Origin of the sequence: Synechococcales cyanobacterium CNB (assembly GCA_030263455.1) — a bacterium.
Classification (GTDB): Bacteria; Planctomycetota; Phycisphaerae; order Phycisphaerales; family UBA1924; genus CAADGN01.
In genome coordinates this window covers 1-24490 of the sequence record SZOZ01000005.1, presented here as the reverse complement: position 1 = coordinate 24490, position 24490 = coordinate 1, and the positions used below count along the sequence as shown (strand labels likewise).

The 24490-nt window shown below is 68.9% G+C and carries 19 protein-coding genes and 1 tRNA gene; 9 read left to right on the top strand and 11 right to left on the bottom strand.

What is annotated here, in order from left to right; genetic code table 11:
* Positions 1-60: 60 nt before the first annotated feature.
* From FBT69_06235 to FBT69_06220, 4 genes are all read right to left on the bottom strand, one after another.
* Positions 61-4608: a tetratricopeptide repeat protein gene (locus tag FBT69_06235; GenBank protein ID MDL1904402.1), complete on the bottom strand. Its 4548-nt coding sequence runs from the start codon at positions 4606-4608 to the stop codon at positions 61-63.
* A 49-nt stretch (positions 4609-4657) separates the two neighbouring features.
* Positions 4658-5539, bottom strand: coding sequence for an exosortase-associated EpsI family protein (locus FBT69_06230; GenBank protein ID MDL1904401.1), 882 nt, complete (start codon positions 5537-5539; stop codon positions 4658-4660).
* Positions 5536-6477, bottom strand: coding sequence for an exosortase/archaeosortase family protein (locus tag FBT69_06225; protein MDL1904400.1), 942 nt, complete (start codon positions 6475-6477; stop codon positions 5536-5538). The genes FBT69_06230 and FBT69_06225 overlap by 4 nt, the downstream gene beginning before the upstream one ends.
* Before the next feature lie 77 nt (positions 6478-6554).
* A complete protein-coding gene (locus tag FBT69_06220; GenBank protein MDL1904399.1) occupies positions 6555-8225 on the bottom strand; it encodes a hypothetical protein in 1671 nt (556 codons plus the stop codon).
* Positions 8226-8487: 262 nt separating this feature from the next.
* Between FBT69_06220 and FBT69_06215 the strand changes: the two genes are divergently transcribed.
* The 3 genes from FBT69_06215 (at position 8488) to FBT69_06205 (ending at position 11296) form a co-directional block, all read left to right on the top strand.
* Positions 8488-9456, top strand: coding sequence for a lipoyl synthase (locus FBT69_06215; GenBank protein MDL1904398.1), 969 nt, complete (start codon positions 8488-8490; stop codon positions 9454-9456).
* Between the two features lie 345 nt (positions 9457-9801).
* Positions 9802-10437 (top strand): PEP-CTERM sorting domain-containing protein, encoded by a 636-nt coding sequence (locus tag FBT69_06210; GenBank protein ID MDL1904397.1) that lies wholly within the window; start codon positions 9802-9804, stop codon positions 10435-10437.
* 202 nt (positions 10438-10639) lie between these two features.
* Positions 10640-11296 carry an HD domain-containing protein gene (locus FBT69_06205; protein MDL1904396.1) on the top strand — a complete coding sequence of 219 codons (657 nt, stop codon included), beginning with the start codon at positions 10640-10642 and terminating at the stop codon, positions 11294-11296.
* Positions 11297-11331: 35 nt separating this feature from the next.
* Here the strand turns inward: FBT69_06205 and FBT69_06200 are convergent, their stop codons facing one another.
* Positions 11332-12288, bottom strand: a complete 957-nt coding sequence (locus FBT69_06200; protein MDL1904395.1) for a hypothetical protein — start codon at positions 12286-12288, stop codon at positions 11332-11334.
* An 82-nt stretch (positions 12289-12370) separates the two neighbouring features.
* Positions 12371-12799: a hypothetical protein gene (locus tag FBT69_06195; GenBank protein ID MDL1904394.1), complete on the bottom strand. Its 429-nt coding sequence runs from the start codon at positions 12797-12799 to the stop codon at positions 12371-12373.
* Between the two features lie 249 nt (positions 12800-13048).
* Here FBT69_06195 and FBT69_06190 point away from each other — a divergent pair, with 249 nt between their 5' ends.
* Positions 13049-15124 carry a hypothetical protein gene (locus FBT69_06190; GenBank protein MDL1904393.1) on the top strand — a complete coding sequence of 692 codons (2076 nt, stop codon included), beginning with the start codon at positions 13049-13051 and terminating at the stop codon, positions 15122-15124.
* Here the strand turns inward: FBT69_06190 and FBT69_06185 are convergent, their stop codons facing one another.
* Both FBT69_06185 and FBT69_06180 read right to left on the bottom strand, forming a co-directional pair.
* The gene (locus FBT69_06185; protein MDL1904392.1) at positions 15125-15964 is read right to left on the bottom strand and encodes a hypothetical protein; all 840 of its coding nucleotides are present in this window, start codon (positions 15962-15964) and stop codon (positions 15125-15127) included. It lies immediately after the preceding gene.
* Entirely contained in the window at positions 15961-16539 is a 579-nt protein-coding gene (locus FBT69_06180; GenBank protein ID MDL1904391.1) for a sigma-70 family RNA polymerase sigma factor, read from the bottom strand. The genes FBT69_06185 and FBT69_06180 overlap by 4 nt, the downstream gene beginning before the upstream one ends.
* Before the next feature lie 277 nt (positions 16540-16816).
* Here FBT69_06180 and FBT69_06175 point away from each other — a divergent pair, with 277 nt between their 5' ends.
* Entirely contained in the window at positions 16817-17632 is an 816-nt protein-coding gene (locus FBT69_06175; GenBank protein ID MDL1904390.1) for a type II secretion system protein, read from the top strand.
* A gap of 408 nt (positions 17633-18040) precedes the next feature.
* On the top strand, positions 18041-18688 hold the full coding sequence (locus FBT69_06170) for a peptidylprolyl isomerase (GenBank protein MDL1904389.1): 648 nt from the start codon (positions 18041-18043) through the stop codon (positions 18686-18688).
* Positions 18689-18711: 23 nt separating this feature from the next.
* On the opposite strand, the gene FBT69_06165 is transcribed toward FBT69_06170, so the two are convergent.
* The gene (locus FBT69_06165; protein ID MDL1904388.1) at positions 18712-19632 is read right to left on the bottom strand and encodes a hypothetical protein; all 921 of its coding nucleotides are present in this window, start codon (positions 19630-19632) and stop codon (positions 18712-18714) included.
* Between the two features lie 99 nt (positions 19633-19731).
* Here FBT69_06165 and FBT69_06160 point away from each other — a divergent pair.
* Positions 19732-19804, top strand: a tRNA-Ala gene (locus FBT69_06160).
* 47 nt (positions 19805-19851) lie between these two features.
* The gene (locus FBT69_06155; GenBank protein MDL1904387.1) at positions 19852-20952 is read left to right on the top strand and encodes a DMT family transporter; all 1101 of its coding nucleotides are present in this window, start codon (positions 19852-19854) and stop codon (positions 20950-20952) included.
* 8 nt (positions 20953-20960) lie between these two features.
* Here the strand turns inward: FBT69_06155 and FBT69_06150 are convergent, their stop codons facing one another.
* A complete protein-coding gene (locus FBT69_06150; GenBank protein MDL1904386.1) occupies positions 20961-21887 on the bottom strand; it encodes a hypothetical protein in 927 nt (308 codons plus the stop codon).
* A complete protein-coding gene (locus FBT69_06145) occupies positions 21884-22630 on the bottom strand; it encodes a hypothetical protein (protein MDL1904385.1) in 747 nt (248 codons plus the stop codon). Before FBT69_06145 ends, FBT69_06150 begins: the two co-directional genes overlap by 4 nt.
* Before the next feature lie 80 nt (positions 22631-22710).
* On the opposite strand from FBT69_06145, the gene FBT69_06140 reads away from it, so the two are divergent.
* Positions 22711-24168, top strand: a complete 1458-nt coding sequence (locus FBT69_06140) for an MBL fold metallo-hydrolase (protein ID MDL1904384.1) — start codon at positions 22711-22713, stop codon at positions 24166-24168.
* Positions 24169-24490 lie beyond the last annotated feature (322 nt).

Below are 24490 nucleotides of genomic sequence, written 5' to 3'. Positions count from 1 at the left end.
TCCCGGGGCGATTCGAGTCCTACGGCGGTCCTGCCCGCTAGGTTCATCGGTCCGAGAACACTACTCCTTGACCCACTCGATCAAATCCCCGAGCTCCCGGGCGTATTGATCGTTCAACTGCAGCCCCTTCTCCAGCGCGGCCTGGAGCTCACGAACCAACTCCCTCGCCCCGTCCTTGTCGCCAAGGTCCAGCCTCGCCGTCGCAAGGTGGATCGACACCGCGACCATCGCCGGCGTCCCCCGCGCGTACTGACGCGCCTGCTCCAGCACGCGTGCAGCCTCCTCGGAGCGACCCAGCGCCAGCAGCGTCAGGCCCAGCGTGTCCATCACGTCCGGGTTCCCTTCCGCCGAACGGACCGCCTCCTGGGCGAACGGCAACGCCTCCGCCGGGCGGTTCAGGTGCTTCGCCAGCGTGAACGCCACGTTGTTCTTCAACTGCCAGTTCCCTGGGTCCATCTCCAACGCCGACTGCCATGTCGCCAGCGCCTCCTCGTACCGACCCGCGTCGTAGAGGACGCCTGCCCGCGCACGAAGCGCGGCGAACCGCAGCGCAGGCTCGGGGTTCCGCGCGAGCAGCGCATCAAGAAGCCGCAGACCCTCCGCGGACTGCCTCGGGTCCGAGAGCACCGCACGCGACCGGAACAGCGTCGCCCAGTCCAGCAGGCCGGGCTGACGGGCCACTTCGTCGAGGAATCCCAGCAGGTCCGAGTCGTTCTTGAAGATGTTCCGAACGTTGCTGTACCAGGTCACCATCAGGTCGGGCTTGCGCTCCAGGAGCGTCAGCGACCGGAGCGCGTCACGCCGAGCCCCGGGGAGTTGGCCTCGCTCCGACAGCACCCGTGCCCGCGCCAGCAGCAAGCCGGGATCGGCCTCGACCAGGGGGCGATGCTCCGCCAGCACCTGCTCCGCCTCCGCCAGCGAAGGCGGCTGCTGCGACAGCAGAATCTCGAGCAGCCGCTGCGCCACGACCACCTCGCCGGAGCGAGCCAGCGCAGCGCGGTAAATCTGCGCCGCCTGCGCAAACGCCTGGGCACGCACGAACAACTCCGCCGCGCTCACGCGGAGCGGAAGATCGTTCGGTCTCGCCCTGAACGCCTCCTCCGCGACCGCCATGGCCTCGTCGGTGCGGTTCAGCCTCAGCAGTTCCGTGATCAGCGCGGCGCGAAGCTCGTCCAGCGCCGGGTTCACGCGGATCGCGCTCCGGAGATCGCGCAACGCGTCGTCCGTCCGGTCCATCTGCATCAGCACCTGGGCACGGACCCGCAACGCCTGCCAGAAGTCCGGACGCAGCTGCAGCGCGCGGTCGAGGTCCGCGAGCGCGTCGCGGAGCAGCGTCGGCTCCAACGCCAGCGCCTGCGCCCGCTTCAGGTAGATCATCGCCTCGTCGGGCCAGCGCGACACCGCACGCTCGAGCAACTCACGCGCCTGCGACGCCTGCCCGCGTCCGAGCAACACTTCGGACCGAAGAAGAACGACCTGGTAATCCGAATCCGCGTCAGGGATGGACGCGATCGCGGATTCCGCTTCGGGAAGCCGCCCCGCACGCGTCAGCGCCTCCGCCAGCCGCTTCCGGTACGTGCCGTCCTCGTCCGCGCCGGCGTCCACCACGCGCTTGAAGACGTCGGCCGCGGCGTCCGCGCGCCCCGTCAGCAGCAGCGAGTTCGCCAGCGCCTTGTCCGCCTCCATCCCCTCGCGCGACTGGTGCTCACGCGCTTGCTCGAACGCGCGCAACGCGGTCTCGACGTGCCCGCGCTGCATCATGAACTGGCCCAGCGCGAGATACCCCTCGAGCCGCCCCTCCGGCGGGAGTTCCACGATGTAGTCCACGAACGTGCGTCGCGCCGCTTCCGCGTCGCCCTGGTCCGCGTGCCAGCGAGCCTCCAACGCGACCAGTGAACGGTCGTTCTGCTCCTTCCGAAGCCCGTCGAGCAGGGCCTTCGCGTCCGCCCAGCGTCCTGCATCGATGTACAGGCCCGCGAGCGCCTGCCGGTTCCGCCGATCGTCGGGACGCTGGCGCAGAATCCGCTCCCGCCGCTCCAGCGCGGTCGGACGGTTCCCGACCGCGGCCTCAAGGTCCAGCAGCAGGTCAACGAACTCGTCGTTTCCGCGTGCGTAGTCCTCGGCACGCCGGGCCGCGTCCAGCGCCTCGCCTAGACGCTCCATCTGCACCAGCACGCGCAGCTGCTCCAGGATAACCGCGACGTCGTTAGGACGAATCTCCAGCGCTCGCGCGTACGACGCCAGCGCTGCCTGGCCGCGTCCCATCGCCAGCTGCTGGCGCGCCAGCAGACGCCATACGCTCACGTTCATCGGATCGCGGCGCGACGCCTCGGTCAGTGTCCCCAGCGCGGCGTCCGCTCGCCCCTCGAGCGCCTCGGCTCGCGCGCGGAACGTCAGCCCGTCAACCCGGTCCGCGTTGATCCGCGCCGCCACCTCGGCCAGACGCCGTGCCTCGCCGGCGTTCCCGCCCGCGATCGCACGCATGAACATGACTTCCACCACGGCCGGATCCTCCGGCGCGATCGCGGCGGCTCGCCGGATCTCCTCGTCCGCCTTCTCCGTCTCCCCGTGCGACGTGTACAACTGGTACTTCGCGATCCGCTTGCGGATCTCGGGGCGGTCGGACTGCTCGATCAACGCGGCAAACACCTCCACGGGGCTGTCCGCGGTCAGCGCGCCCGCCATCCGGCGCAGCGTCTCGTCATCCGGAGCCACTCGCAGCGCGGCATCGACCGCGGCCCTCGCCCCCGCGACGTCGCCGAACTCGACCCGCAGTCGCGCGAGCTCGGCGTTCAGCGTCCGGTGCGGGCCGTGCTGCTGCACTGCGGCGTTCAGCACCTCCATCGCCGCCGCGGGGTCCGCCGGCTGCGACGAGGTTCCCTCGTACAACTGGGCCGCGCGGATCAACGCGGCTTCCACGGGATCGTCCGTGGGAGTCAGCCCGAGTTGCTTCTCGATCGCCTTCACACGTTCGGCGACCGCGGTGTTGTCCGGCGCCACCGCGAGATAGCGAAGATACAGGTCGCGCGCGCCCTGGTAGTTCCGCAGGTCGGCCTCCACGTCCGCCAGCAGCAGCAGCGCGTTCGGCGCTTCGGGGGCGAGCTCAAGAAGCCGCGTCAGTCGCTGCTTCACGACGCCGGGCTGGTTCAACTCGCGCGCCGCGACCGCAGCGAGCCACAGGCCCTCGGGGTCGGACGAACCCATCGCGTCGTTGTACCGCTGCAGGATCGCCTGGGCGCCCGCGAAGTCACGCTCGATGATCCGCATCTTCCCGTCGATCATCATCAGCAGCGGCAGGTCGTCGGGAACCTGCATCGCGAACGCGGCGCGACGCTCCCGCGCCCGGGACATCCACGCCTCGCGCCCCGCGGCGTCCGTCGCCAGGTCCGCCCCGCGCAGGCACAGGTTCGTCTGCGCGTGCAGCGCGTCGACCTTGCGCGCCAGCAGCACGTAGCCCTCGAACGAGACGGGCTTGCTCGGCTGGTCAAGAATCTGCGTGTAGGTCGCGATCGCCCCGTCCAGGTCGTCCCGTGCCGCGAGCAACTCCGCCTTGATCGACAGCAAGCTCGCGTCGCCGGGACGCGACGCCAACACGGCGTTCACCAGCCCGAGCGTGCGCTCGCCACGCGACTCCGGGAGCGCGGCCTGTTCGAGGCGACGGAGCCTGTCCAGCGTCCAGGCGTCGAAGGACGACGGGTCCACGCTCCGGGCTTCCTCGAACACCTCTTCCGCAGCCAGGGCATAGGCCTGCGCCGAGTCCTCTGCACGCGCACCGGGAGCACGCGCGTGACGGTCCACCGCGATCCGCACCTGCGTGCGCAGCGCAAGCCCGCTCAGGCGCGCCATGGTCCCCGCCCCAGCGTGCTCGAGGAACCGCTCGACCACGGCGAGCGCTTCCCGTTCGTGCCGGGCGGCGTCGTCGGGACGGCCGCTGTCCCGGCTCCGTCTCGCGTCCTCCATCGAGAAGATCACCAGCCCTTCCGCCGAGTCGAAGTCGTCCGGATCGGACGCGATCGCCGCGTCAAGGTCGATCCTCGCCATCTGCACCTGCTGGTCCGTGGGCAGCCCTCCCGTCGCCATGCGGCGGACGATCGGGATCGCGCGGTACCGGCGGAGCCACTGCCACGAGAGATCGTCCGGCCGACGCGACTGGTGGTAGCTGATGAAGGTCTCCGCTTCGGCCGCGAGCGACTCGTACCCTTGCCGGCTGTAGCGCCCGAAACTCAACTGCTTGTACAACAACTCCAGGTAGTCGCGCTGCGCCTCGGTGTCCTCGAGGTCCGCCAACGCCAGCTGGCGGTGCAGCATCCGGTAGTTGACGTGGTACTCGTTCTCGAACTCGCGCTGGGTGGCGGGCACCCAGTTCTCCAGCGCTGTACGCCACTTCCTGAGCCACTCGGCGTTGTAGGGGTCGTGATTCACCGCCTTGCTGTAGAAGTTCTCGGCGGCGGCGTAGTCGCCCTCCGCCATCTTCGCGTCGCCGAGCCGGACCAGGTCATCACCGGACTTGAAGATGACAAGGGCGGCGAGCGTGCCCACGCCCGCTGCCACCGCCACGAGGATCACCGACAGAATCACGACGAACTTGACGTTGACACGCCCTGCCATGGTCCACCTCGTCGGCTCGCGGGCTGCTCCGCGGCCCAGTCGATCGTTCCTACGCTCCCGGCCGAACGCCCCGCGGATTATCGGGCGGATACTCGCCGGACTGAACCGCGACCCAGTCCGGCACGCACAACATCAGGTCCCCCAGCAGCTCGCCGAGCAGGCTCCCGGCGGCCTGCGCGAGCTCCTCGGCCGATTCGACCGACGCCGAGTTCACCTGCACCTTCAGGTAGTACGCGTAGTCGTCTCTCAGATTGAACGCCAGCAGGCGAACACCCTCCGCGCTCGACACCCACCCCCCGTTCGCGATGAAGAAATACCCCGCGAACAGCCGGCGGTCGCCGGGGAGCGTGTACTCGCTGATGCGCATCGCCAGCCCGTCGGCGTTGCGAGGCAGCCGTACCCGGCGGCCGTCCGACGCGCGAACCCGGTAGATCGGGCCAAGCCCTTCGGGAACGTCCGGGTCGGGCGTCCATCGGGAGGTGTCGAGCGGCAGCGTGATCGTCCGGGCGCCGCGGGCCATCTGCAGCCCGCCTCCCACGAAGCACCGCTCCGGCACGTGCGGGACCGTGTCGATCATCCCCGTGTAGTACGCCGCGTGCAGCTCGATCTCGACGCGTTTTCGCGGGTCCGCGGGGGAGCGTTCCGCGTACAACCGGGTCAGGTAGTTGTCGGTCCCCAGCGTGCTCTCCACTTCCACCGACTCCACCCGATCCGCCGCGATGCGGACCCAGGACGCCGTTTCAAGCGGGAGCGAACCGAGCGTTCGTCCGTCCGCGGGATGGATAGGCAACTTCCGCAGGTGGAGACCAAGCCCCGAGATCATCGCGTGGAGCGACGCCGCGCCGGCGCCCAGCACCGCCGCCGACAGAAGCGCGGCCAGCAGGACGCCCTTGCGCGAATCCGAACACGCCAGCAAGTTCCTCGCGATCATGACGCCGCCCCCGGTGGCTCACGGACCGTGCGGTTCAACGCCCAGACCATCCCGAGGAACAGGAACAGCGACGGAACCAGCAGGATCGTGCCGATCAGCGTGTGGGCGTCACCAGACGCAAGGTTGGGGTCGATCAGCGTCAGGATGCCCAGCACCGCCACTCGAACCACGTTCATCAGGACCGCGACCGGCCCAGCGAGCAGCACGACCGCCACACGCTGCCACCATTCCCGGCAGCTCAGCAACGCCACCGCGGCCGCGAGCGCGAAGAAGGCGATCAGCATCCGCATCCCCGAGCACGCCTCGGCAACGTTCAGCGGGTTGAGTGCGCGGCCCGCCGAGTCGATCAGCGTCAGCGTGTTCCCGTCGATGTCCGCCTTGAACCCGAACACCGCGCCCACGAGGTTCAGGAGCACCCAGCTGCCCTTGGCCGCGATGATCTGGAGCGGGAACGTCAGCCGGATCATGATCTGCTCGGAGACCGTCACCCCGAAGGCAAGGAAGGCGATGGGCAGGAACGCCAGACGCATCAGCGCAGGACCGAGCACGAAGAGCGTCAGCCCGAACAACGCCAGCAGGACCGACAGGCCCTGGAGCATGTGGTTGGGCACCTGCACGAGGAAGAAGACGTAGCACGCCATCCCCGTCAGCAGGGCCGTCAGACCAGGCAGATAGGCCCTCGCGCCGGCCCGCGCGATGACTTCCCGCTGTTTCCACAGCATGTACGCGCTGATCAGCGGCACCACGAACGCATGGCCCCAATCTTCGAGATGGTTCCAACTGAGCAGCGCCTGCCGGGCAAACCAGGCATGAAACAACGCCCCGAACGCAACCGCGAGCAGCAGCGCGCCGACGAGGCCTTCCCGGCCCGAGACCACGGACTTGACCGTGATCGCGTCTCGCATGGCGGTCGGGATGTGCTCGGAGGCGGTGCTCATCGGGTCTGCTTGCCGGTCGCTCGGGTTCTACGCCCGGGCGCGGGCGTGGTTCTCGACGAGGCCCACCTCGGGCCGACTCAGTTGGTGCGACGCACCGGCGGAGCACCGAACACGTCGTTGCCGAAGTTCCGGTCGAGGAAGAACCCGAAGCCGTACGAGGCGCGGAAACCGTTGCGAATCACCGCCAGCGGGAGCGCCCAGAAGTTCGTGCCGACGTTGATCCGGTCGTCCGGCTTCAGGAAGATGTCCGGCTGTGTCCCCTCGTTGATCGCCCGGTAGTTCAGCTGGATCGTCGCCTGCCGATCGGGGCCGACCATCCGCGTTACTTCCACGCGCTCGGGGATCGCGATCGGGGCAAGACCGCCCGCAGCGTCAATCGCACGGATCAGCGTGATCCGGCCCGAGAGCGGGAGGGTGTACACCCCGGGCCGCTGCACCTGCCCGGCGATGTAAATCTCGCCGCGATCCGGGAAAGGAACACGGATCACGTCGCCCGGCTTGATGATGATGTTGTACCGGGCATCGCCGTTCAGCAGCGGCTTGACGGGAATACGGATCGTCCGCTGCGTCACCATCGGCTCTGGGCCGCTGCCAGAAGGCGCGGTTCCCGCCCCGGAAGCCGGCGCGTTCACCTGGACCCACTGACCATTCAGGAACATCCACGCAGTGCCGTCACCGCGCGCGGGCTGGCCCGCCGGGCGGCTCGGGGGGGGAGCCGAATCCACGAGGTCGATCGGCGGCGTCTCGGGCTGCCCCGCCCGTCTCGTCCCGACCACCGCCGGCACACGACCCGCGCTCGTCACGCCCGGAGACCCGCCGCCGCGATCGCCCGTCAGCTCGTCGATGAGGTCGATGAGGCCGGCCCCGTTGCCGCCCGCGGGCTGTTGACCCGCCGGCGCCACCGGCGCGGCCGTTGCGGGCGGCGTCAACGGAGCCTGGCGGATCACATAGATGTACGACGCCGTCTCCGAGAATCCGCTCGCTGCTGTCATCGCGTCCAGCAGCCGGTGTTCCGTGTCCGGAACGAGGTACGGCCCCGGGCCGTTGACAGCTCCGAGCACGCTGTACGAGCGTTGCCGCGGCGTCGCGGCCGTCACCTGGATGAGCGGATTGCGGATCAACTTCGACGCCGCCTCTTCGATCTTCGCGCGAACCTCCGGCACGGTCAGCCCGCTCACGTGGATCGCGCCGAGCTGCGGCATGTCGATGAACCCGCGGTTGTCGACCAGCAGCAGGTACTGCTCACGCTGCCCCTCGATCACGAGGTCAAAGGCGATCACGTCCAGGCTGTCGCCCGGCCCGACTCGGTACTCCTCGACCTGCGGCACCAGGTCCGCCGCCGTCACGTCGCTGTACTCGACGAATCCCTCCTCAACGTCCTCGATGCTCGCCAGGCGCTCCAGGATCGGAACCACCGTCGGTGTCGCCTCCCACCGCCCCACCACGCTCGGATCGATGTAGTTGTCCAGCGAGCACCCCGGTACCGCGGCGAATGCCATGCCTGCGAACGCCGCAAGAGCAAGCGAGCGGCCGATGCGGCGGCGAGGGAATGACCTGAGGGACGTTCTCACGCTCACGCTCCTTGTCCTATCGCCTTGCACCCAAGGCGAATCGGAGACCGACTGCCCAACCCACCCCGTCGTCGACTCCGGGACGGTCGCGGGGAAACCTAGGGCCTGCCGACGCCGTGTCAAACGCTCCGAACCGTCGGCAGGTTCGCGGACCCGAACGAATCGTCCGTGCCGCATCGGAGGATCGACCGAAAAGGTGGGGTCGGTTGAACCGTCCTTGCCCTTTCAGCGCGGCATTCACCCCGCTGCGAGCATGATTATTGGCCCGTGATCTCGGCCCGGAAGCCCCCCGTTCGGGTTCCGTCGATACCTACAGTCAAAGCCCATGACCCTGCCGGACGCGACAAGCCCTGCCCAAGTCACCCGCCCGAGACACCCGCGTCCTCCCGGCGGCGATCCGCTCCGAACCCTCGATCGGCCCCTCGTCAGCCTCACCGGCATGGTTCTCAACAACTCGGGCGACCACACCCTTGCCCCCAAGCGCAAGCCCCCGTGGCTCCGCGCCAGGGTTCCGGGCGGCGAAGGCTACCAACGCCTCCGCAGGATCATGACCGATCACAGGCTCCACACCGTCTGCGAGGAGGCCGGATGCCCGAACATGGGTGAGTGCTGGTCTCGCGGCGTCGCCACGATCATGATTCTGGGAGACACGTGCACACGCGCGTGCGGTTTCTGCAACGTCAAGACCGGCCGCCCACCGACCCTCGACCGCGACGAGCCTCGCCGTGTTGCCGAGAGCCTGGCGCTCATGGGCCTCAGGCACGTCGTCATCACGAGCGTCAACCGAGACGAACTCCCCGACGGCGGGGCGGGCATCTGGGCCGAAACGATCGTCCGCGTCCGCGAGGCCTGCCCGGACATGTCCGTCGAGGTGCTGATCCCCGACTTCGAAGGCAACTGGGCCGCGCTGCAGATGGTCATCGACGCCGGTCCCCACATCATCAACCACAATCTCGAGTGCGTCCGGCGCATGTACCCGGCCGTCAGGCCCAGCGCGAAGTTCGACCGATCCCTCGAACTCCTCCGACGCGTGAAGGAGCAAGGGTGCGTCGCCAAGACGGGCATCATGGTCGGCATCGGCGAACGAGACCACGAGGTACTCGCTCTCATCGACGAAATCCAGACAGCCACCAGGGTTTCGCGACCGTCATCCAGCCCCTCCATCACCTCCCCGCTCGCTGATTCCTGCGACATTCTCACGATCGGCCAATACCTGCAGCCGTCGAGAAACCATCTTCCCATCGATCGATGGGTGACTCCCGAACAGTTCTCGACCTTCAAAACCGAAGGGCTCCGTCGAGGGTTCAAGGTCGTGGAGAGTGGCCCCCTCGTTCGCTCGAGCTACCACGCCGACCATCAGGCCGACGTCCTGAGTTCTATCGCATTCCACCATGTTCGGCCGTTCTGATCGGGTTGTGTTCGGAAGCGAGGTCCGAACATTACGGCTCGCGTCGCAGAGTTGCCGTTTCAGCGAAATTCTGCTTGAGCCGCCGCCTCGGTTCGGCTATACCAAACCCCTGAGAGACAGGCCGCCCGACTCCGGGCGGGGTCAGCGCGATTCTGCTGACCGTAGGAGGAGCGATCCGCCTATCCACCACGGAACCGAAGTACCCCGTTCGGGGGAACATCGCGCACTTGCGATGCGCCCTCGCGGGAGGAAGAGTTTGGGCTGAAACGTCCGGCTTTTGTTGCCGGCGAGAGAGTGACACAGTTCCCCCCACAGTGGGGAACGCCTTCAGAGGGAGACACAGGAATGCGTGGAATCATCGGACTGATTGCCGTGGCCGGCGTTGCCGCGGGCGCTTCGGCGCAGGTTTTCCAGCAGTTGCCCGACTACGGCGGCTGCCTCGGCTGCGGGTACTTCTCCGACGGCCAGTCGGGCCAGTACTGGTCGCAGCGCATCGCGGACAACTTCAACCTCGGCGGGACGAAGGTCATCGACCGCGTCAAGTGGTGGGGCATGAGCGAGTACTACATCTTCCCCGACCTCACCAACTTCTCCGCGTGGACGATCGCGTTCTACAACGCGGGCTTCGGCCAGACCTCCTCCGAGACCATCGCCAAGGCGAACATCACCATCACCCAGGACGCCAACATCTTCGGCAACTACTGGGTCTACGAGTTCGACGCCGCGATCACGCCCGTCGCCGTCGACAACGGCTGGATCTCCATCGGCTCCCACAACATCAGCCCCTTCGATGACGGCTTCGCCTGGCACTTCGGCACCGGGGGCGACGGCACCATCGCCGCCGACTTCTTCGATGGCAACGGCTACCAGACCTTCCCTGGCGCCGGCGATGTCGCCTTCGCCCTCTACGAGATTCCCGCTCCGGGCACCCTGGCCCTCGTCGGCCTCGGCGGCCTGGTCGCGGCCCGTCGTCGCCGCTGACGACACCATGGCCCGGGCATCTGCCCGTGCCTGACCATGCTCGTGACGCGTGCCTGCCCACCGGCGGGCACGCGTTTTTTTCTCTCCGCCACGCGCCCTCCCCCGACATTCGTCGCACTGGGCTACGAAGACGCAACCCTTCACTCGGTTCACCAATCCGGGTGTACACTTCAACTCGCGCGGACCGCTTCCGGGAGGCTTCGTGGACCCGGCGACCGTTCATCAACTCGTGAAGGCCATCGAGGCCAAGGACCTCTCGACCGCCGCCCACACGTGGCGCGTCGTGCTCTACTCCCGGGCCATGCTCGAGGCCGTCGGCGCGGACAACGCCACCATCCACGCCGTCACGCAGGGCGCGGCCCTCCATGACGTCGGCAAGATCGACATTCCCTCCGCCATCCTCACCAAGCCCGATCGCCTCACCCCGGAGGAGTTCGCCGTCATCCAGCAGCATCCCGTGACCGGCTACGCACGCATGGTCGCCATGGACGTCGAGGACAAGCACATCCTCGACCTCATCCGCTTTCACCACGAACGCTGGGACGGTCTCGGGTACCCCTACGGCCTCAAGGACGGCGACATCCCGCTCGTCGCACGCTACTTCGCCGTCATCGACGCGTTCGATGCCATGACCAGCGTTCGCCCCTACCGCCACGAAGTCGGCGAAAAGGCCGCCGCCAACGCACTCATCGAACTCCGCAACGGCGCGGGCACCCGCTACGACCCCGACGCCGTCCGCCTCTTTGCCGACCTCTTCGAACGCGGCAGCCTCACCTGGATTCTCAACTACTTCAACGACGGCACACCGATCCCGGATTTCACGCCCGACGAGTCCGCCGTCGCCCTCATCGGCCCATAAACACTCCTCCGCCTCGGGCTTTCGGGCGAGCGTGGTCACACGCATTCGACGTGCATCGCCCACTCCACCTCGAACGATCCACCCGGTTCCAGCACGCGCACTCCCGTCCCTTCCAGGCCCTCTGCCAGCATGTTGAACCCGTCGTTCACCATGCTGACCGGCTCTGCACAGAAGAAAGGCAGCGGCTTCCCCGCCGTATCGTGACCCGCGTAGATGACCGTGTGGTCAAGCCCCGGCGAGCATGCGAATACCACCCTCACGCCGCTCGCCCGCCACTCGATCACCGCACCGTCCAGCGATCCCGCGAAGACGTCGTCGAGGAACTCACCTCCGAGCGCCGTGCCTTCGCACAACCGTTTCACGACACCGTCCCGCGTCGCCTGCCCGACCGGCAGCATCCCTTCGCACGGGTACCGTCCGCGCAGCCCGCGCGGCGCATCCGGCCCAGACGCACGACACGCGACCACGACCTCATCTCGCTCATCCCACAACCTCCGCGGGAAGAAGGGGTGAAAGCCCAGCCCGACCGGCGCCCGCCCAACGGCCCCGTCATCGATCGTCACGGCGAGTGAAGCCCGGAACGTCGCCCCATCCAGCTCGTACCGCGCGACGCACGAGAACGCCGCCGGGTATCCGGTCGGAGCATGGTCTCGGCTGTTGAACGCCAGCCGCACCGACACCGGCGACCGGTCGAGGATGCGCCACGCCTTGTCCTTCACCAACCCGTGAATCGCGGTTCCATCCGGCCAGTCCGGCCTCATCGCGTGCTCACGCCCCGCGAACCGAAACTTGCCTCCGCGAACTCGATTGCTCCAAGGCGCGAGCAGGTAGCACGCTAACGAGTTGAAGTGCTCCGGCAAATCGGGCGAAGCCCGTAGGAGCGGACGCCATTCGCCGTCCCCTCGACGCAGCGACAGTCCGTGCATGCCCGCGCCGAGCCGGGGCAGCACTCGCAATCGAAGCGCGTCACTCTCGATCACAACCGCTCGCACGCCCTCATCATGCCACAAACGAAAAAGCCCGGCGCGTGTGAGCGCACCGGGCCTGAAGTGGGACTCCGGATGCCCGGTCGGCTCAGCCGCCCGTGGACTCGCCGTCCGTCGCGGGCTTGGCCGCCTTCATCGTCTCGCACGCCTCGCGGCACGCCTCTTCGCACCCTTCCGGCGAGCAGCCGCAGCAGTCGGCCGCGACCTTCTCACCCTCGCACGCCGTCGCCTCGTGGCAGGCTTCTTTCATCGACTCGCTGCACGCGGTCTCACAGACCGCCTCCATCGAGCACTCGGTCGCCTCGGCCTTGTCGGCGGAACACCCGCCCAGCGGACACGCGCCGTCTGTTCCAGGCCCGGCCGTCTGGACGATCTTCGTGTCCGACTTGCCATCGAGGCAGCCGCCCAACGGGCAGCCCGTGGTGGCGAGGTTGTACCCACCCACACCGACGGCGACGAGGCCGACGATCGCGATGAGGGGCTTGAAGAACGACAGCGGGGTGCCGCAGCAGGACATGGTGGCTCCTTCCTCAGGGGTCGCGCCGGGGGACAACACCCGGGCGTGGGTTCACATCGTCCATTGTACCTCGACCCGGGTCGCCGTGTTCCCCCTTTCCTGCTGTATACCGCGGTTTGATCGGCCGGGCAGACGCCGGCATCGCTCCGTTCTCGGACCGGGCGGTTCAGTGGCCGACCCGAACGGTCGATACAGCCGGACGGGTCCGGCCGGACCGTGCGGTCTCGGTGCCAAGGGAGGACGACAGGGATGGGCGTGAAGGACGGCCACTCAGGGCCACCCGACGGGGGCACGCCGACCGTCCGCCATCCGGACCCCCGACCGAAAGACGACGTGCTGCGCGTCATCGAGGACGTTGAGTCTCAGCTCGCCCGCCTCCGGCGTGTGGGGGAGCAACGCAAGTCGGCGGCTGCTCCGCCACAGCCTCCGTCGGCGTGCGCCTCGGAGCCTGATCGAGACGCCGAGCTTCAGTCGCTCCGAGCCGAGATCGCCTCGCTCCGGGATCGCGCGAATGAGGCCGACCAGCTCCGTTTGCAGGCGGACCACCTGCGCGAACGCGCCGCCCTCGCCGATCGCCTGCAGTCCGAAGCCGACGACCTCCGCACTCGCGCCGAGAACCTCACGGCCGAACTGAACTCGCTCCGCGAGCGGCTCGCCGACACCGAGCGGCTCCACGCGGAACTCGATGCGCTGCGCCACCGCGCCGAGGAGGCGGGCCGACTCGAAGGCGAGATTGTCTCCCTGCGCAAAGTCGCGTCGGAATCGCAACGGCTGCGAGAAGAGATCGATGCCATTCGCCCACGGGCCGACGAGGCAGAACGCCTGCGTTCCGAGGTCCATCAACTCGGCGAGCGAGCGGCACGCGCCGATGCCCTTGAATCTGAACTCAACCGACTGCGAGCGGAGAACGGCGACCTTGACCGTCTGCGCGCGGAGATCGAGGCACTCCGATCCTCGGCGGCGGATCAGGAGCAGCGCGTCGAGGCGCTCCAGCGCGAAGTCGAGGCCTCTCGCGAGCGCGAGGCCCAACTGATCGCCGACCTTGAACGAACCGCGTCGGAGCAGACCCTCGGGCGCGAGGAACGCGATGCCTCCGAGCGGTTGATCGCCGAGACCGCGCGGCGTGCGCAGGCCGCCGAGGAGCGCGCGGCCGCTGCCGAGGCGGAAGCCGAGCGACACCGTGCCGCGGCGACCGAACACGAAGCGCGGCTCCGCGATGCGGTCGATCGGCTCGCCGAGATGTCGCGCCTTGTCCGTGAGCAGGCGGCGAAGCTCGAACGCGCCGAGGCGATCGCCGCTGACATTGACCGCCTGCGCCGACAGGCCGACGAACTCGAAGCGAAGCTTCGTGCCGCCGAGGCCGAGCGGACACGCCTGCGCGAAGCCCTTCTCAACGCTCCCGCCGTGGAAGGAACGACTTCAGGCCCGCGCCCGAGTGAACGCCTCGCGCGTCTGCGCAACTATCGCGCCGCGCTCCGTCGCCAGCGTGAGCGGCTCGAACGCGCCAACCAGACCCTGGCCGATCGCATCGACCGCTGCGAGCAGGTGCTCGCGCAGCGGCGCGACTTGGTCGAAGCCCGAGTCTCGATCGAGGCCGTGGGCAAGCGAGTCAACGCCGCCAAGGCCCGAACCAACACTGCCGCAGCCGGGTTTTTCCTCGTCGGTCTCGTCGCCGTGCTCGGACTCCTCAGTTGGGTGATCGCGGGACAGTTCGTCCATCCCGTGTATGCGGCACGGGCCGTGATCTCGGCGCAGCAGCGGGCCACGAACCCCAACCCCGCGGAACTCGAAGGCTGGCACACCTTCCACGTCGAGTTGCTGACCGATCCTCGGCTGCTCGACCGCGTCGCAGAGCGCATGGAGCGTCGCGGGATCGCCGATCTCGCACACCCCGCCCGTCTGGCGGCGGCCCTTGAAACGAACCTCATCTGGAACTCCACCGCTCCGGGTCGTCTCGAACTCGAACTCCGCGGACCGGGCGCGGAACGCACGCTGCGCGCCCTGGACACCTATGTCTCCACACTCGTCGCCGAGGCCAACACCTCCCGCTCGCGGCGTGCCGACGCCGCGGTGACGGTGGTCGAGTCGCAACCGAGGCTCGGTGGCCAGCCGATCGAGGACCGCCGTCCGCTCTACGCCGCCGCCGGGCTCGGCGTCTCGTCGCTGCTCGCCGTCGGGTTCTGGAGCGTGATCTGGCGCCGGCTCGCTCGGGCACAGAGCGTCTTCGAGCAGGCCGATCGCCTCGACCAGCTGCTGGAAGAACGCCGGTGGGTGGACCCCATCGAACAGCTCATCAATCGCCAGGATTCGTCGAGAGCGGCGTGATCACGCAGGCGGAACGCGGTACTCCGACGTCAGCATGATCCGTGCCGACTGGTTCGCGGCACTGGTTGCCATCACGCCGAGCCGTGACCCCGATACCGCCACCTGAATCGGGATGTCCCGGTGGAGCAATCCGCCGCGGAAGTCGAACTGCGCCACGTCCTGCACCACGTTCCCCTGGTCGTCGAGCACGACCAGGCGGTAGGTAGTATCCGGCGTCGAGAGCGGCAGGTCCACAACGAAGAACCGCGCCGAATCCCAGTCCGGGTGGTACCACACCGCGGCGCGGCCCTGCGCGCCGGGAGCATCCGGCCGGAACGCCACGCGCCTGGTGTCCGCGTCGAAGATCGCGTCGGTCACGTACCGGGAACCGAACGTCTCGACCAGTTGCGAGAGGAGCGCGTCGCGCTTGAGGTCGTTCTCCAGGCGCTGGTAGTCGCTGTGCAGGCGGACAAGCAATGCGCCGAGCACGACCACGGCCGCTGTCGCGCCGAACGCGGCGGCGCGCCACCAGTGCGTGACGCGACGCCTGTGACCATGCGCGCGTTGATCAACCGGTCGAGCGCTCTGCGCCAGGTGCAGCGCGGCCGCCTCACCGGGGCTGGACGACGCGCTGATCGCCGCACGGACGGCGGCCAGCACCCGTGCGCGCAGCGAGACAGGCGCCTCCACATCGGGCAGCAGCGCGTCGATCCTTGCCAGCCTCGTCTGCTCGCGCCGGATCTGAGCCTGTACCTCCGGCGTCGCCGCCCTGAACGCCCGATCGAAGGCGGATTGCTCTTCCTCGTCCAGCAGCGCGAGGACGTCGAGCAGCGCGAGTTCCATCAGTTCTGCGGTGGTCATGTTGCTGTATCCTCGCCCGATCGTTCGCGCAGCCGCACCAACGCCCGGCTCAACGCGGACTTCACTGTTCCCAGCGGTGTGTTCAACTCCTCCCCGATCTGCCGCAGCGTCTGGCCCCCGAGATACGCCCGCGTCACCACGAGCCGTTGCAACTCGGGCAACGCGTTGATGCGGTCGATGAGCGTGCCGAAGCGTTCGTCATGCTCCAGACCCGCGGACGCGCTCGGGACTCCCGAAGGCGCGGGGATGGGCGTGCTCTCGTCCAGGCTCGACGCCTTGACCCTCGCCCGCGTGCGACGCAGCTTGTCCACGAGGTGCCGACGGGAGATCAGCATCACCCACGTTACCAGTGCGGCTCGCTTCGGATCGAATCGGTGCGCCGTCCGCCACAGCCGCACGAACACTTCCTGCACCGCGTCCTCCGCCTCGGCCCTGGTTGGCATCGCCTGATACGCCATCCGATACACCAACGATCCGAAGCGGTCGTACAACTCCGCGACCGCATCTTCTTCGCTCGCCGCAACCCGACGCATCAGCGCAAGGTCGGCGTTCTCCTGTTCACGACTCGCTGCCATGACCGGGCTCAGAAAAACTCGGGCCGAGCACCCCCCGCGAGCGACCGTCGCGGTTCATTCCCGGCATCAATCTCTACGCAAACGTGGCCCGGCGGATGCCGGACCCCCGCATGATCGGGAGGAACACCCTACCCTTATCCGACATATGATAGGGTAACGTTAGGGCAAATGCTACTCGTGATACCGAATTTGAGGGGTTGCATGGCCGGGGGCTTTCCGATACGCTTGTTCGCGGGGGATTGGCTTGGGGTAGGGCCGCTCCCGAGGAGAAGGCCGCATGCCGGACGCCGCTGAGCAGGCCGTGCGGAAGTCGTATTGCAGGGGGAAGCCACCTCGTGCTGTTGCACGCGCCGCGTTCACCCTCATCGACGTGCTCGTCACCATGGCGGTTGTCGCTCTGCTCCTAGGCATTCTCATGCCGGGGTTTGCCTCCGTACGTGAGACCTCCCGCCGAGTCGTCTGTGCCTCCAACCTGCGACAGATCGGATTCGGCCTCACGCTCTACGCGGACACGAATCGCGACTACCTCCCGTCCAGCGCGTTCCTCCGCGGTGAAAAGCCCGGCGGTGAAGGCGGTGCCTCAGGCAGCGAGACGTGGTATCCCAGCGAGATGATGACGCTCCGTCTCCCAGGTCTCCCCATCTACGGCATCGACAAGACATGGGACGGCCTCGGCATGCTCTACAGCAACGAGTTCCTCCCAACTCCCGAGATTTTTTACTGCCCCTCTCACTGGGGGAAGCACCCCCTCTCGAGGTATGTCCCCTACTGGAAGGGACAGAACGGCGCGATCGTCGGCAACTACCACTTCCGCGGCGTAGGCCCGAACGGCTCCAGGCGGCTCAGTCGCATTGAACCGAGCCGTGCCGCAATCGTCACTGACGGTCTCAAGACCCGGCTGGACTTCAACCACAAAGTCGGCCTCAACGTCCTGCGCGCGGATATCTCCCTCTCCTGGCTCTCCGATGGCGGCCGTCTCTACGAGTACCTGCCCGCCGACGGGGATTCGTCGCTCCGCGCCGAGGACTTCGAGATGCTCTGGGAACAGATCGACCACCCCGATTCCGACGTTCTCCCCGACAACGGGAACTGATCCGCCTGCCACGCCGCCTCGATCGCACGCGTGGGATACAGTCGTGGCATGATCCAAAACCACACCAGGCTCGTGCATGTTTCTGCCATCGCACTCGCCCTCTGCATCGCCCTGACGGCCCATCTCCCGCGAGCATCCGCCCAACTCCTGCCTGAGCGCGTCTACTACGGCCACGGCCGCACCATCCCGATGCAGGTCGTGGTTCCCGGTGCGCTCGCGGGCGAAGTGACGATCGAACTGCTCGCACCGAACACTGCGGAGCGCGTCGACTCCGCGCCCGCCGCGGAAGGCGCGGTGGACCTGGCTGGCCTGTTCCCCTCGATCTGGACAACGGATCGTCCACGGCTGCTGTACGCCCAGTTGCGCGTCGGCGAGGAGCCCATCGGCTCGGCGGTCGTTCTGCAGCCCATGCTCGCGGTTCCCTACGCGGAACGCACCGACCAGACCGGACGCCCGCAGTTCACATCCTCTCCCGGGCTGGTCTACTCGGGAATCCGCGCTTACCCCGAAAAGCACGTCGTCCTTGAGACGACCCACGGCGACATGCACTTCCGGCTTCGTCCCGACCATGCGCCCAACACGGTCTGGAACTTCCTGCACCTTGTTGAGGGCGGCTTCTACACCGACATCGTCTTCCACCGCGTCATCGGCTCGCGCGGCGGCCAGCCCCCGTTCGTCATCCAGGTCGGCGACCCGACGGGCACGGGCATGGGCGGACCGGGCTACCTCATCGACCTCGAACCGAGCAGACTCCGCCACGACTTCGGCGTGCTCTCCATGGCACGATCCTCAAACCCCAACTCCAACGGTTCACAGGTCTTCGTCTGCCTCAGCCGAGCGGCCACGCAAGCCCTCGACGACCGCTACACCGCCTTTGGAGAACTCGTCTCGGGTGCGGACGCCGTCGTGCAGGTCTCGAAGGTTCCAACCGGCCCCCAGGACCGCCCCCTCGACCCCATGCCGCGGATCGTGCGCGCTTACACTGTCGATGCCCCCCCCTACGGCACCGGACCAAAGCCAGAACAAAGCCCCGGCGACGGCACCGGCGAGCGCTAGCTCCTCATTCGCCCCGGTTCGCTTCAGAACTTGAGCGTCAACTGCACGCCGGCCGTCAGGTGCGTGTCCGTTTCCGTCTCCGCGATCGTCGTCCCCGCGCTGTTGATGAACTCGTACTCGTTCCACACGACCGCGCCGACGAACCCGTCCAGCGTGATCGTGTCGTTCGGCCTCCACGTCGCGCCGAGCACGATCGGCACCCGCTCGTCCCTCGCCACGCCGCCGGGAAGCGGGCCGTCCTCGTCCATCCTGAACTCTCGCGCCTCCCACCGCCCGGCGATATAGATCGTGTACGCGGGATCGGGGGTGTAGGACAGCTTCAGCCCAGGCCCGTCCGTCGACAGACGCCACTCATCCGTGATCCGGAAGTCGACCACCGGGATCGGGATGATCCGCGCGTTGTCCTCGAGCCGCGTGCGCACCGACAGTCCGATCCCGAGCGTCAGGCGATCCGAGACGTCGTAGGTCACGCCGCCGAACCCGCCGCCGGTGACCGAATCGCCGGCGTCCGCGCCGTGCTCGCCGGCGAACCGCACGTCTCCTCCCACGAACATGCCCCATCCCGCCTCCAGGGACCGCGAGTAGCGGCCGCCGATTCGGTAGTCGTAGGTGTCGTCGAGCGGCGAATCCGTGCCGGGCACCAGGTCGGTCGCGCCGTCGAAGTCGTAGAACGAGAACTCGCTGGAGAACTGCAGCGCGAACCGTGAGCGTTCGTCCACCCGGAAGTCCGCCTCGAACGCCGAGCGGATCCGTGCCACCGATACGTCGCCGGGCGAGTCGTCGAGGTCCGCCGTGCCGTCGAAGGTCGCGCCGCCGTCGAGCCGGAACCGCACGGGCGGCTCGCCGTTGTCCTCCTGCGCCCAAGCCGTTGATCCGGTGCCGGTCGCTCCCGCGAGGGCGGCCAGGAACACGATCGATCGGCGTGCAGAGGACGGACGGTTCATGGCGGAATCCTCCTTCGGGGCGGTTCCAGGGGCCGCACAGCATACGGCCTCGCCGGCGCCCCCGCCTACACTCCCGAGCGGCGTCCCGCAACGCCGGCTGGGGCGGTAACTCAACTGGTAGAGTGCCAGCTTTGCAAGCTGGAAGTTGCCGGTTCGAATCCGGTCCGCTCCACTTCCTCGCCCACGCGGCGCGTCCGCCTACAGTCGCTTCCGCCGCGTATGGCCTCTCCCTCCTTGAGCGTGGCTTCGTCCTCCGGCCCGCCAACCCGCTGGGTCGGCGTGGTTGCCATCGTCCTCACCCTTGTCGGATGGTCGAGCATTCCGCTCTTCCTCCGCCACTTCGCCGACTCCATCGACTTCTGGACCAGCAACGGCTGGCGCTACGGTTTCAGTGCGCTCTTCTGGCTTCCCGTTCTCGTGTGGGGCCTGGCACGCCGGGACCTTCCCGTGGGCCTCTGGCGCGCCGCCTTCTGGCCGAGCGTCATCAACTGCGCCGCCCAGGTCTGCTTCTGCTGGGCGCACTACAAGATCGATCCCGGCGTGCTCACCTTCGGCCTGCGTTCGAACATCGTCTTCGTCACGATCGGCGCGGCGCTCTTCTTTGCGGCCGAACGCGCCGTCATCCGGTCCCCCGGCTACCTCGTCGGCGTCTCGATGGTGGTCGTCGGTACCGTCGGCACCATGCTCCTCGGCGAAGGGCTGCCGCGCGGCGCCACGCTCTTCGGCGTCATCCTCGCCATCACCTCGGGCGCAGGGTTCGCCGCCTATGCCCTCGCCGTCCGGCACTGGATGCACGGCATCAACGCCATCCAGTCGTTCGCCGCCATCAGCCTCTACACCGCCGTCGGCATGGTCGCCCTCATGCTCGCCCTCGGCGACCGCGCGGGCCTCACCGCGCTCGACCTCGTCGGCCAGCCCGTCGGCTCGGGCGGCTCTCGCCTCTGGATCGACCAGTTCTCCCTGCTGCTCATCTCCGCCCTCATCGGCATCGCCTTCGGCCACGTCGCCTACTACTTCAGCATCGCCCGCCTCGGTCTGGCGGTCTCGGCCGGCGTCGTGCAGTTGCAGCCGTTCTTCGTCAGCATCGGCTCGCTCATGCTCTTCGGCGAACGCCTCACCATCCCGCAGTGGCTCAGCGGCGGCGTGGCCGTCGCGGGCGCGGGGCTTGTCCTCGCCATGCAGCACGTGCGCAGGTACGCCGAGGTGCAGCGCGCCGGCGAGCCGGAAGCCGTCGAGTTCGACCAGCTTCCCCCGGACCACGTCGCCGCGGCGGTGGCCGCCGAGACGCACGCGACCGGGGATGCTCGCGCGAGCGTCTGACGCCGCGATCACGCCCCCAACCGAAACTCGTGCCGGGTCTTCGGGGCGGTCAGGCCGTCGCAGAACCAGAGGAACGCCAGCGGCCCGCGCAGCCGCGGCGGCAGCAGCGCCCGCACCGCGAGCCGCGCGATCCGCCGCCCGAGCGCCATCCCCGCCAGCAACGGCAGCAGGCTGAACACGAGCGTTGCGGCGAGGACAGGCCCTCCGAACGCCTTGCGGGCCACGTCGCTCGCCAGCGCGGCGCCCCAGGTCTGCGACCCCGAGAACGCCATCCAGTCGAACAGCGCTGCGAGCGCGACGATCGCAACCGCGACCGCCGCGCGACCGTGCCAGGCCGCGTGCAGCAGCGCGACCGACCAGAAGCACCCGATCACGAACGCGGCGATCCCGACGCCGATCCAGCCCTTGGCCGCGCGGGGGTCGTAGCGATCCGCCAGCCCGCCCGAGCCTGCCGTCAGCGCGCGAACGTCCTGCTCCTTCAGCCAGTCCTCGTCGAGCCAGGTGTAGTGGCTGACGGTCTGGTTCGTCGCCCACGAGTTCCGTGCCGTCAACTGCGCCTTCACGTCCTCGGACGACGCCCATTCGACGAACGCGGACGCGATCTTCAGCGCGGCGGGCCGGGTGAACGCTTCGGACACCGCGAACGACGTGCCGCTGATGATCCCCGCGCTGCCCGTCCACAGCCCGAGCATGAGCAGCAGCCACACTCCGGCCAGCACGCCCGCCCAGCGACCGGCCCAGCGGCCGAGCGAGGGGTACTCCTGCAGCGCGGCCACGCCGGAGCACTCCGGGCAGCGCACGATCAGCATCCCGTAGTGCGGCTCGCGGACGATCGTCTGCCCGTGCAGGTTGAACCCGCACGCCGCGCACAGCCGATCGCCCGTGAGCATGGCGACCCGCTGCGTCTCGGCGGCGGGGGGAGTGTCGGCGGTCATGCGCTCGCCCTCTGGATGCGTCTCGTCTTCGCCCGCCGGCGCCTGAAACGCCGCGCCGTGCGGCCCGCCGCGCCCCGCCGAATCGACACGCCGATCGGCGTCGCGCAGACCGCCACCACGAGAGCGCCCGCGACGCCGATCCCCGCGTGGACCGTGGTGAGCACGCTCGGCGAGTATCGTTCCACGGCGCGCCGCAGCGTCATGCGGCCGTCGAACGCCCACTCTCCCAAACCCGCAACCACGGGGCCGCCGACGAGCGCCAGCCCGACCGCTCCGGCCCACGCGACCGTCAGCGCGCGCGGCCGCCAGTGCTCCATCATCGCCACCAGCGCGCTGCCGGCGATCGTCGCCGCGATCACGAGACCCGCCAGCGCGAACGCCCCGCCCGAATCGAACCACACGCCCAGCCCGTGCCGCGCGCGCCGGTCCAGCCCCGACAGACCCGTGGCCAGGTCGAGCGGCGTGATCCGATACTCGTCAAGCCTGTCGGCGACGTACGCGATGCAGGCGGCGGCGAGCAGCACCGTCGATCCCACCGCCGCCGCGCGACACGCAAGCCCCAGCACGCTCCGCGCCAGGTGCCGCGCCGCCCGCGCGTTTCCCATGCCCGCGTGCGGCCGCCGCACGCCCGCCCGCCCGCACGACGGGCAGACCACGACCGGCAGGGCGTAGTGAGGGTCCGGCGCGGCGCGCACGCGCGCCAACTCCGTCCCGCACCCGAGGCAGACGTGCGACCGTGCCACCGCACCAGCATACGGGAACCCCTCGGCCCGGTTCCTGTGCCGCCCGTAGACTGGCCAAGCCCACACGATCGGAGGCGGCCGTGCGACTGCGATTCCTGGGAGCGGCGGGCGAGGTGACCGGCTCGTGCCAGCTCGTCGAGACCGACCGTGCCCGGGTGCTGGTGGACTTCGGGCTGCACCAGGGCGGCCCGACCGCCGAACGCCGCAACCGCCGCTTCCCGCCCATCCGCCCGGCCGACCTGGACTCCGTGGTGCTCACGCACGCGCACATCGACCATTCCGGGCGGCTGCCGCTGCTCCCGCGGCACGGCTTCTCCGGCCCGATCTTCGCGACGCCCGCGACGATCGACCTGTGCGACGTCATGCTCCGCGACTCGGCGGGCGTGCAGGCGATGGACGCGGAGCGCTGGACCCGCCGCCACGAGCGTGAGGGCAAGCCGGGCGAGGCGCCGCTCTACGGCGTCGCCGACGTCGAGGCGGTGATGAAGCGCTTCCGCGCGCTCCCCTACGACACGCCGCGCGAGGTCGCTGCGGGCGTGACCGTCCGCTTCACCGACGCGGGGCACATCCTCGGCTCGGCGAGCGTCGAGATGCGTGTCCGCGACGGTGGACGCGAGAAGGTGGTCGTCTTCTCCGGCGACGTCGGCCCGGCGGGCGCGCCCCTGCTGCGCGACCCCGTCCCCCCCGGACGCGCCGACGCGCTCGTGCTCGAATCCACCTACGGCGACCGCGACCACCGCCCGCTCGACGCCACGCTGGACGAGCTGGTCGGCATCGTGCGCGAGGCCCGCACGCCGAGGGGCAAGGTGCTCATCCCCGCCTTCGCGGTCGGGCGCACGCAGCAGCTCATCTACTTCTTCGGCACGCTGCGGCGCGACGGCCGGCTCGACGATCCGCGCGTGTGGGTGGACAGCCCGATGGCCCTGGCCGCCACCGACCTCTACCGCCGGCACCGCGACCTCTTCGACGACGAGTCGTGGAAGATCATCGACGCCGGCGACAGCGTGCTCATGTTCCCCGGCCTGCGCTTCGCCCGCTCCATCGACGAGTCGATCGCGCTCAACCGCACGGGCGACGGCGTCGTCGTCATCTCCGCCAGCGGCATGTGCAACGGCGGTCGCATCCTGCACCACCTCCGGCACGCGCTCTGGAAGCCCGAGACTCACCTGGTCTTCGTCGGCTTCCAGGCCGAGGGAACGATCGGCCGGCGCATCATCGACGGCGCGGAATACGTCAGCATCATGGGCGAGCGCATCAAGGTCGGGGCGAGGGTCCACACGCTCGGCGGCTTCAGCGCGCACGCCGGCCAGACGGGGCTGGTCCGCTGGGCCGGGGCGGTCGTCGGGCGCGGGGACGGCGGGGGGGACGTGGACGACGGGGGGGGCGTGGGGGGTGCGGGGGTCGGCGCGAACGATCGGCCCCGCGTCTTCCTCAACCACGGCGAGGACAAGCCCCGCCGCCTGCTCGCCGAACGCCTGCGCGCCGACCTGGGCGTCGAGGCCGAACTCCCCGCGTTCGGCGAGATCGTCGAGGTCTGAGCGCGGGGGATCGAACGCGGAGGCCGCGGAGGGGGCGGAGTGGGGAAAGAGGTTCAGGGTCCTTGATCCCTTGATCCTCTCCCGTCTGCTCTCTGCCCCTTTGCCGTTTGCCGCTTGCTCTTTCCCATCTGCTTGTCCGGCCTCCGCCCCCCCCGGCGCCCGGCGTGGAACACCGAACATCCCGTCCCCCGGGTGACCGGCCGGACGGCGGGAGTTGCGCGTTGCGTGGCGCGGAGTTACCGGCCCCACCCGGGGCGTCCGGCACGCCGGCTGAGGAGTCCGGGGGCCGTGATGAGGAGTTCAGCACGCCTTCCGAGGAGTT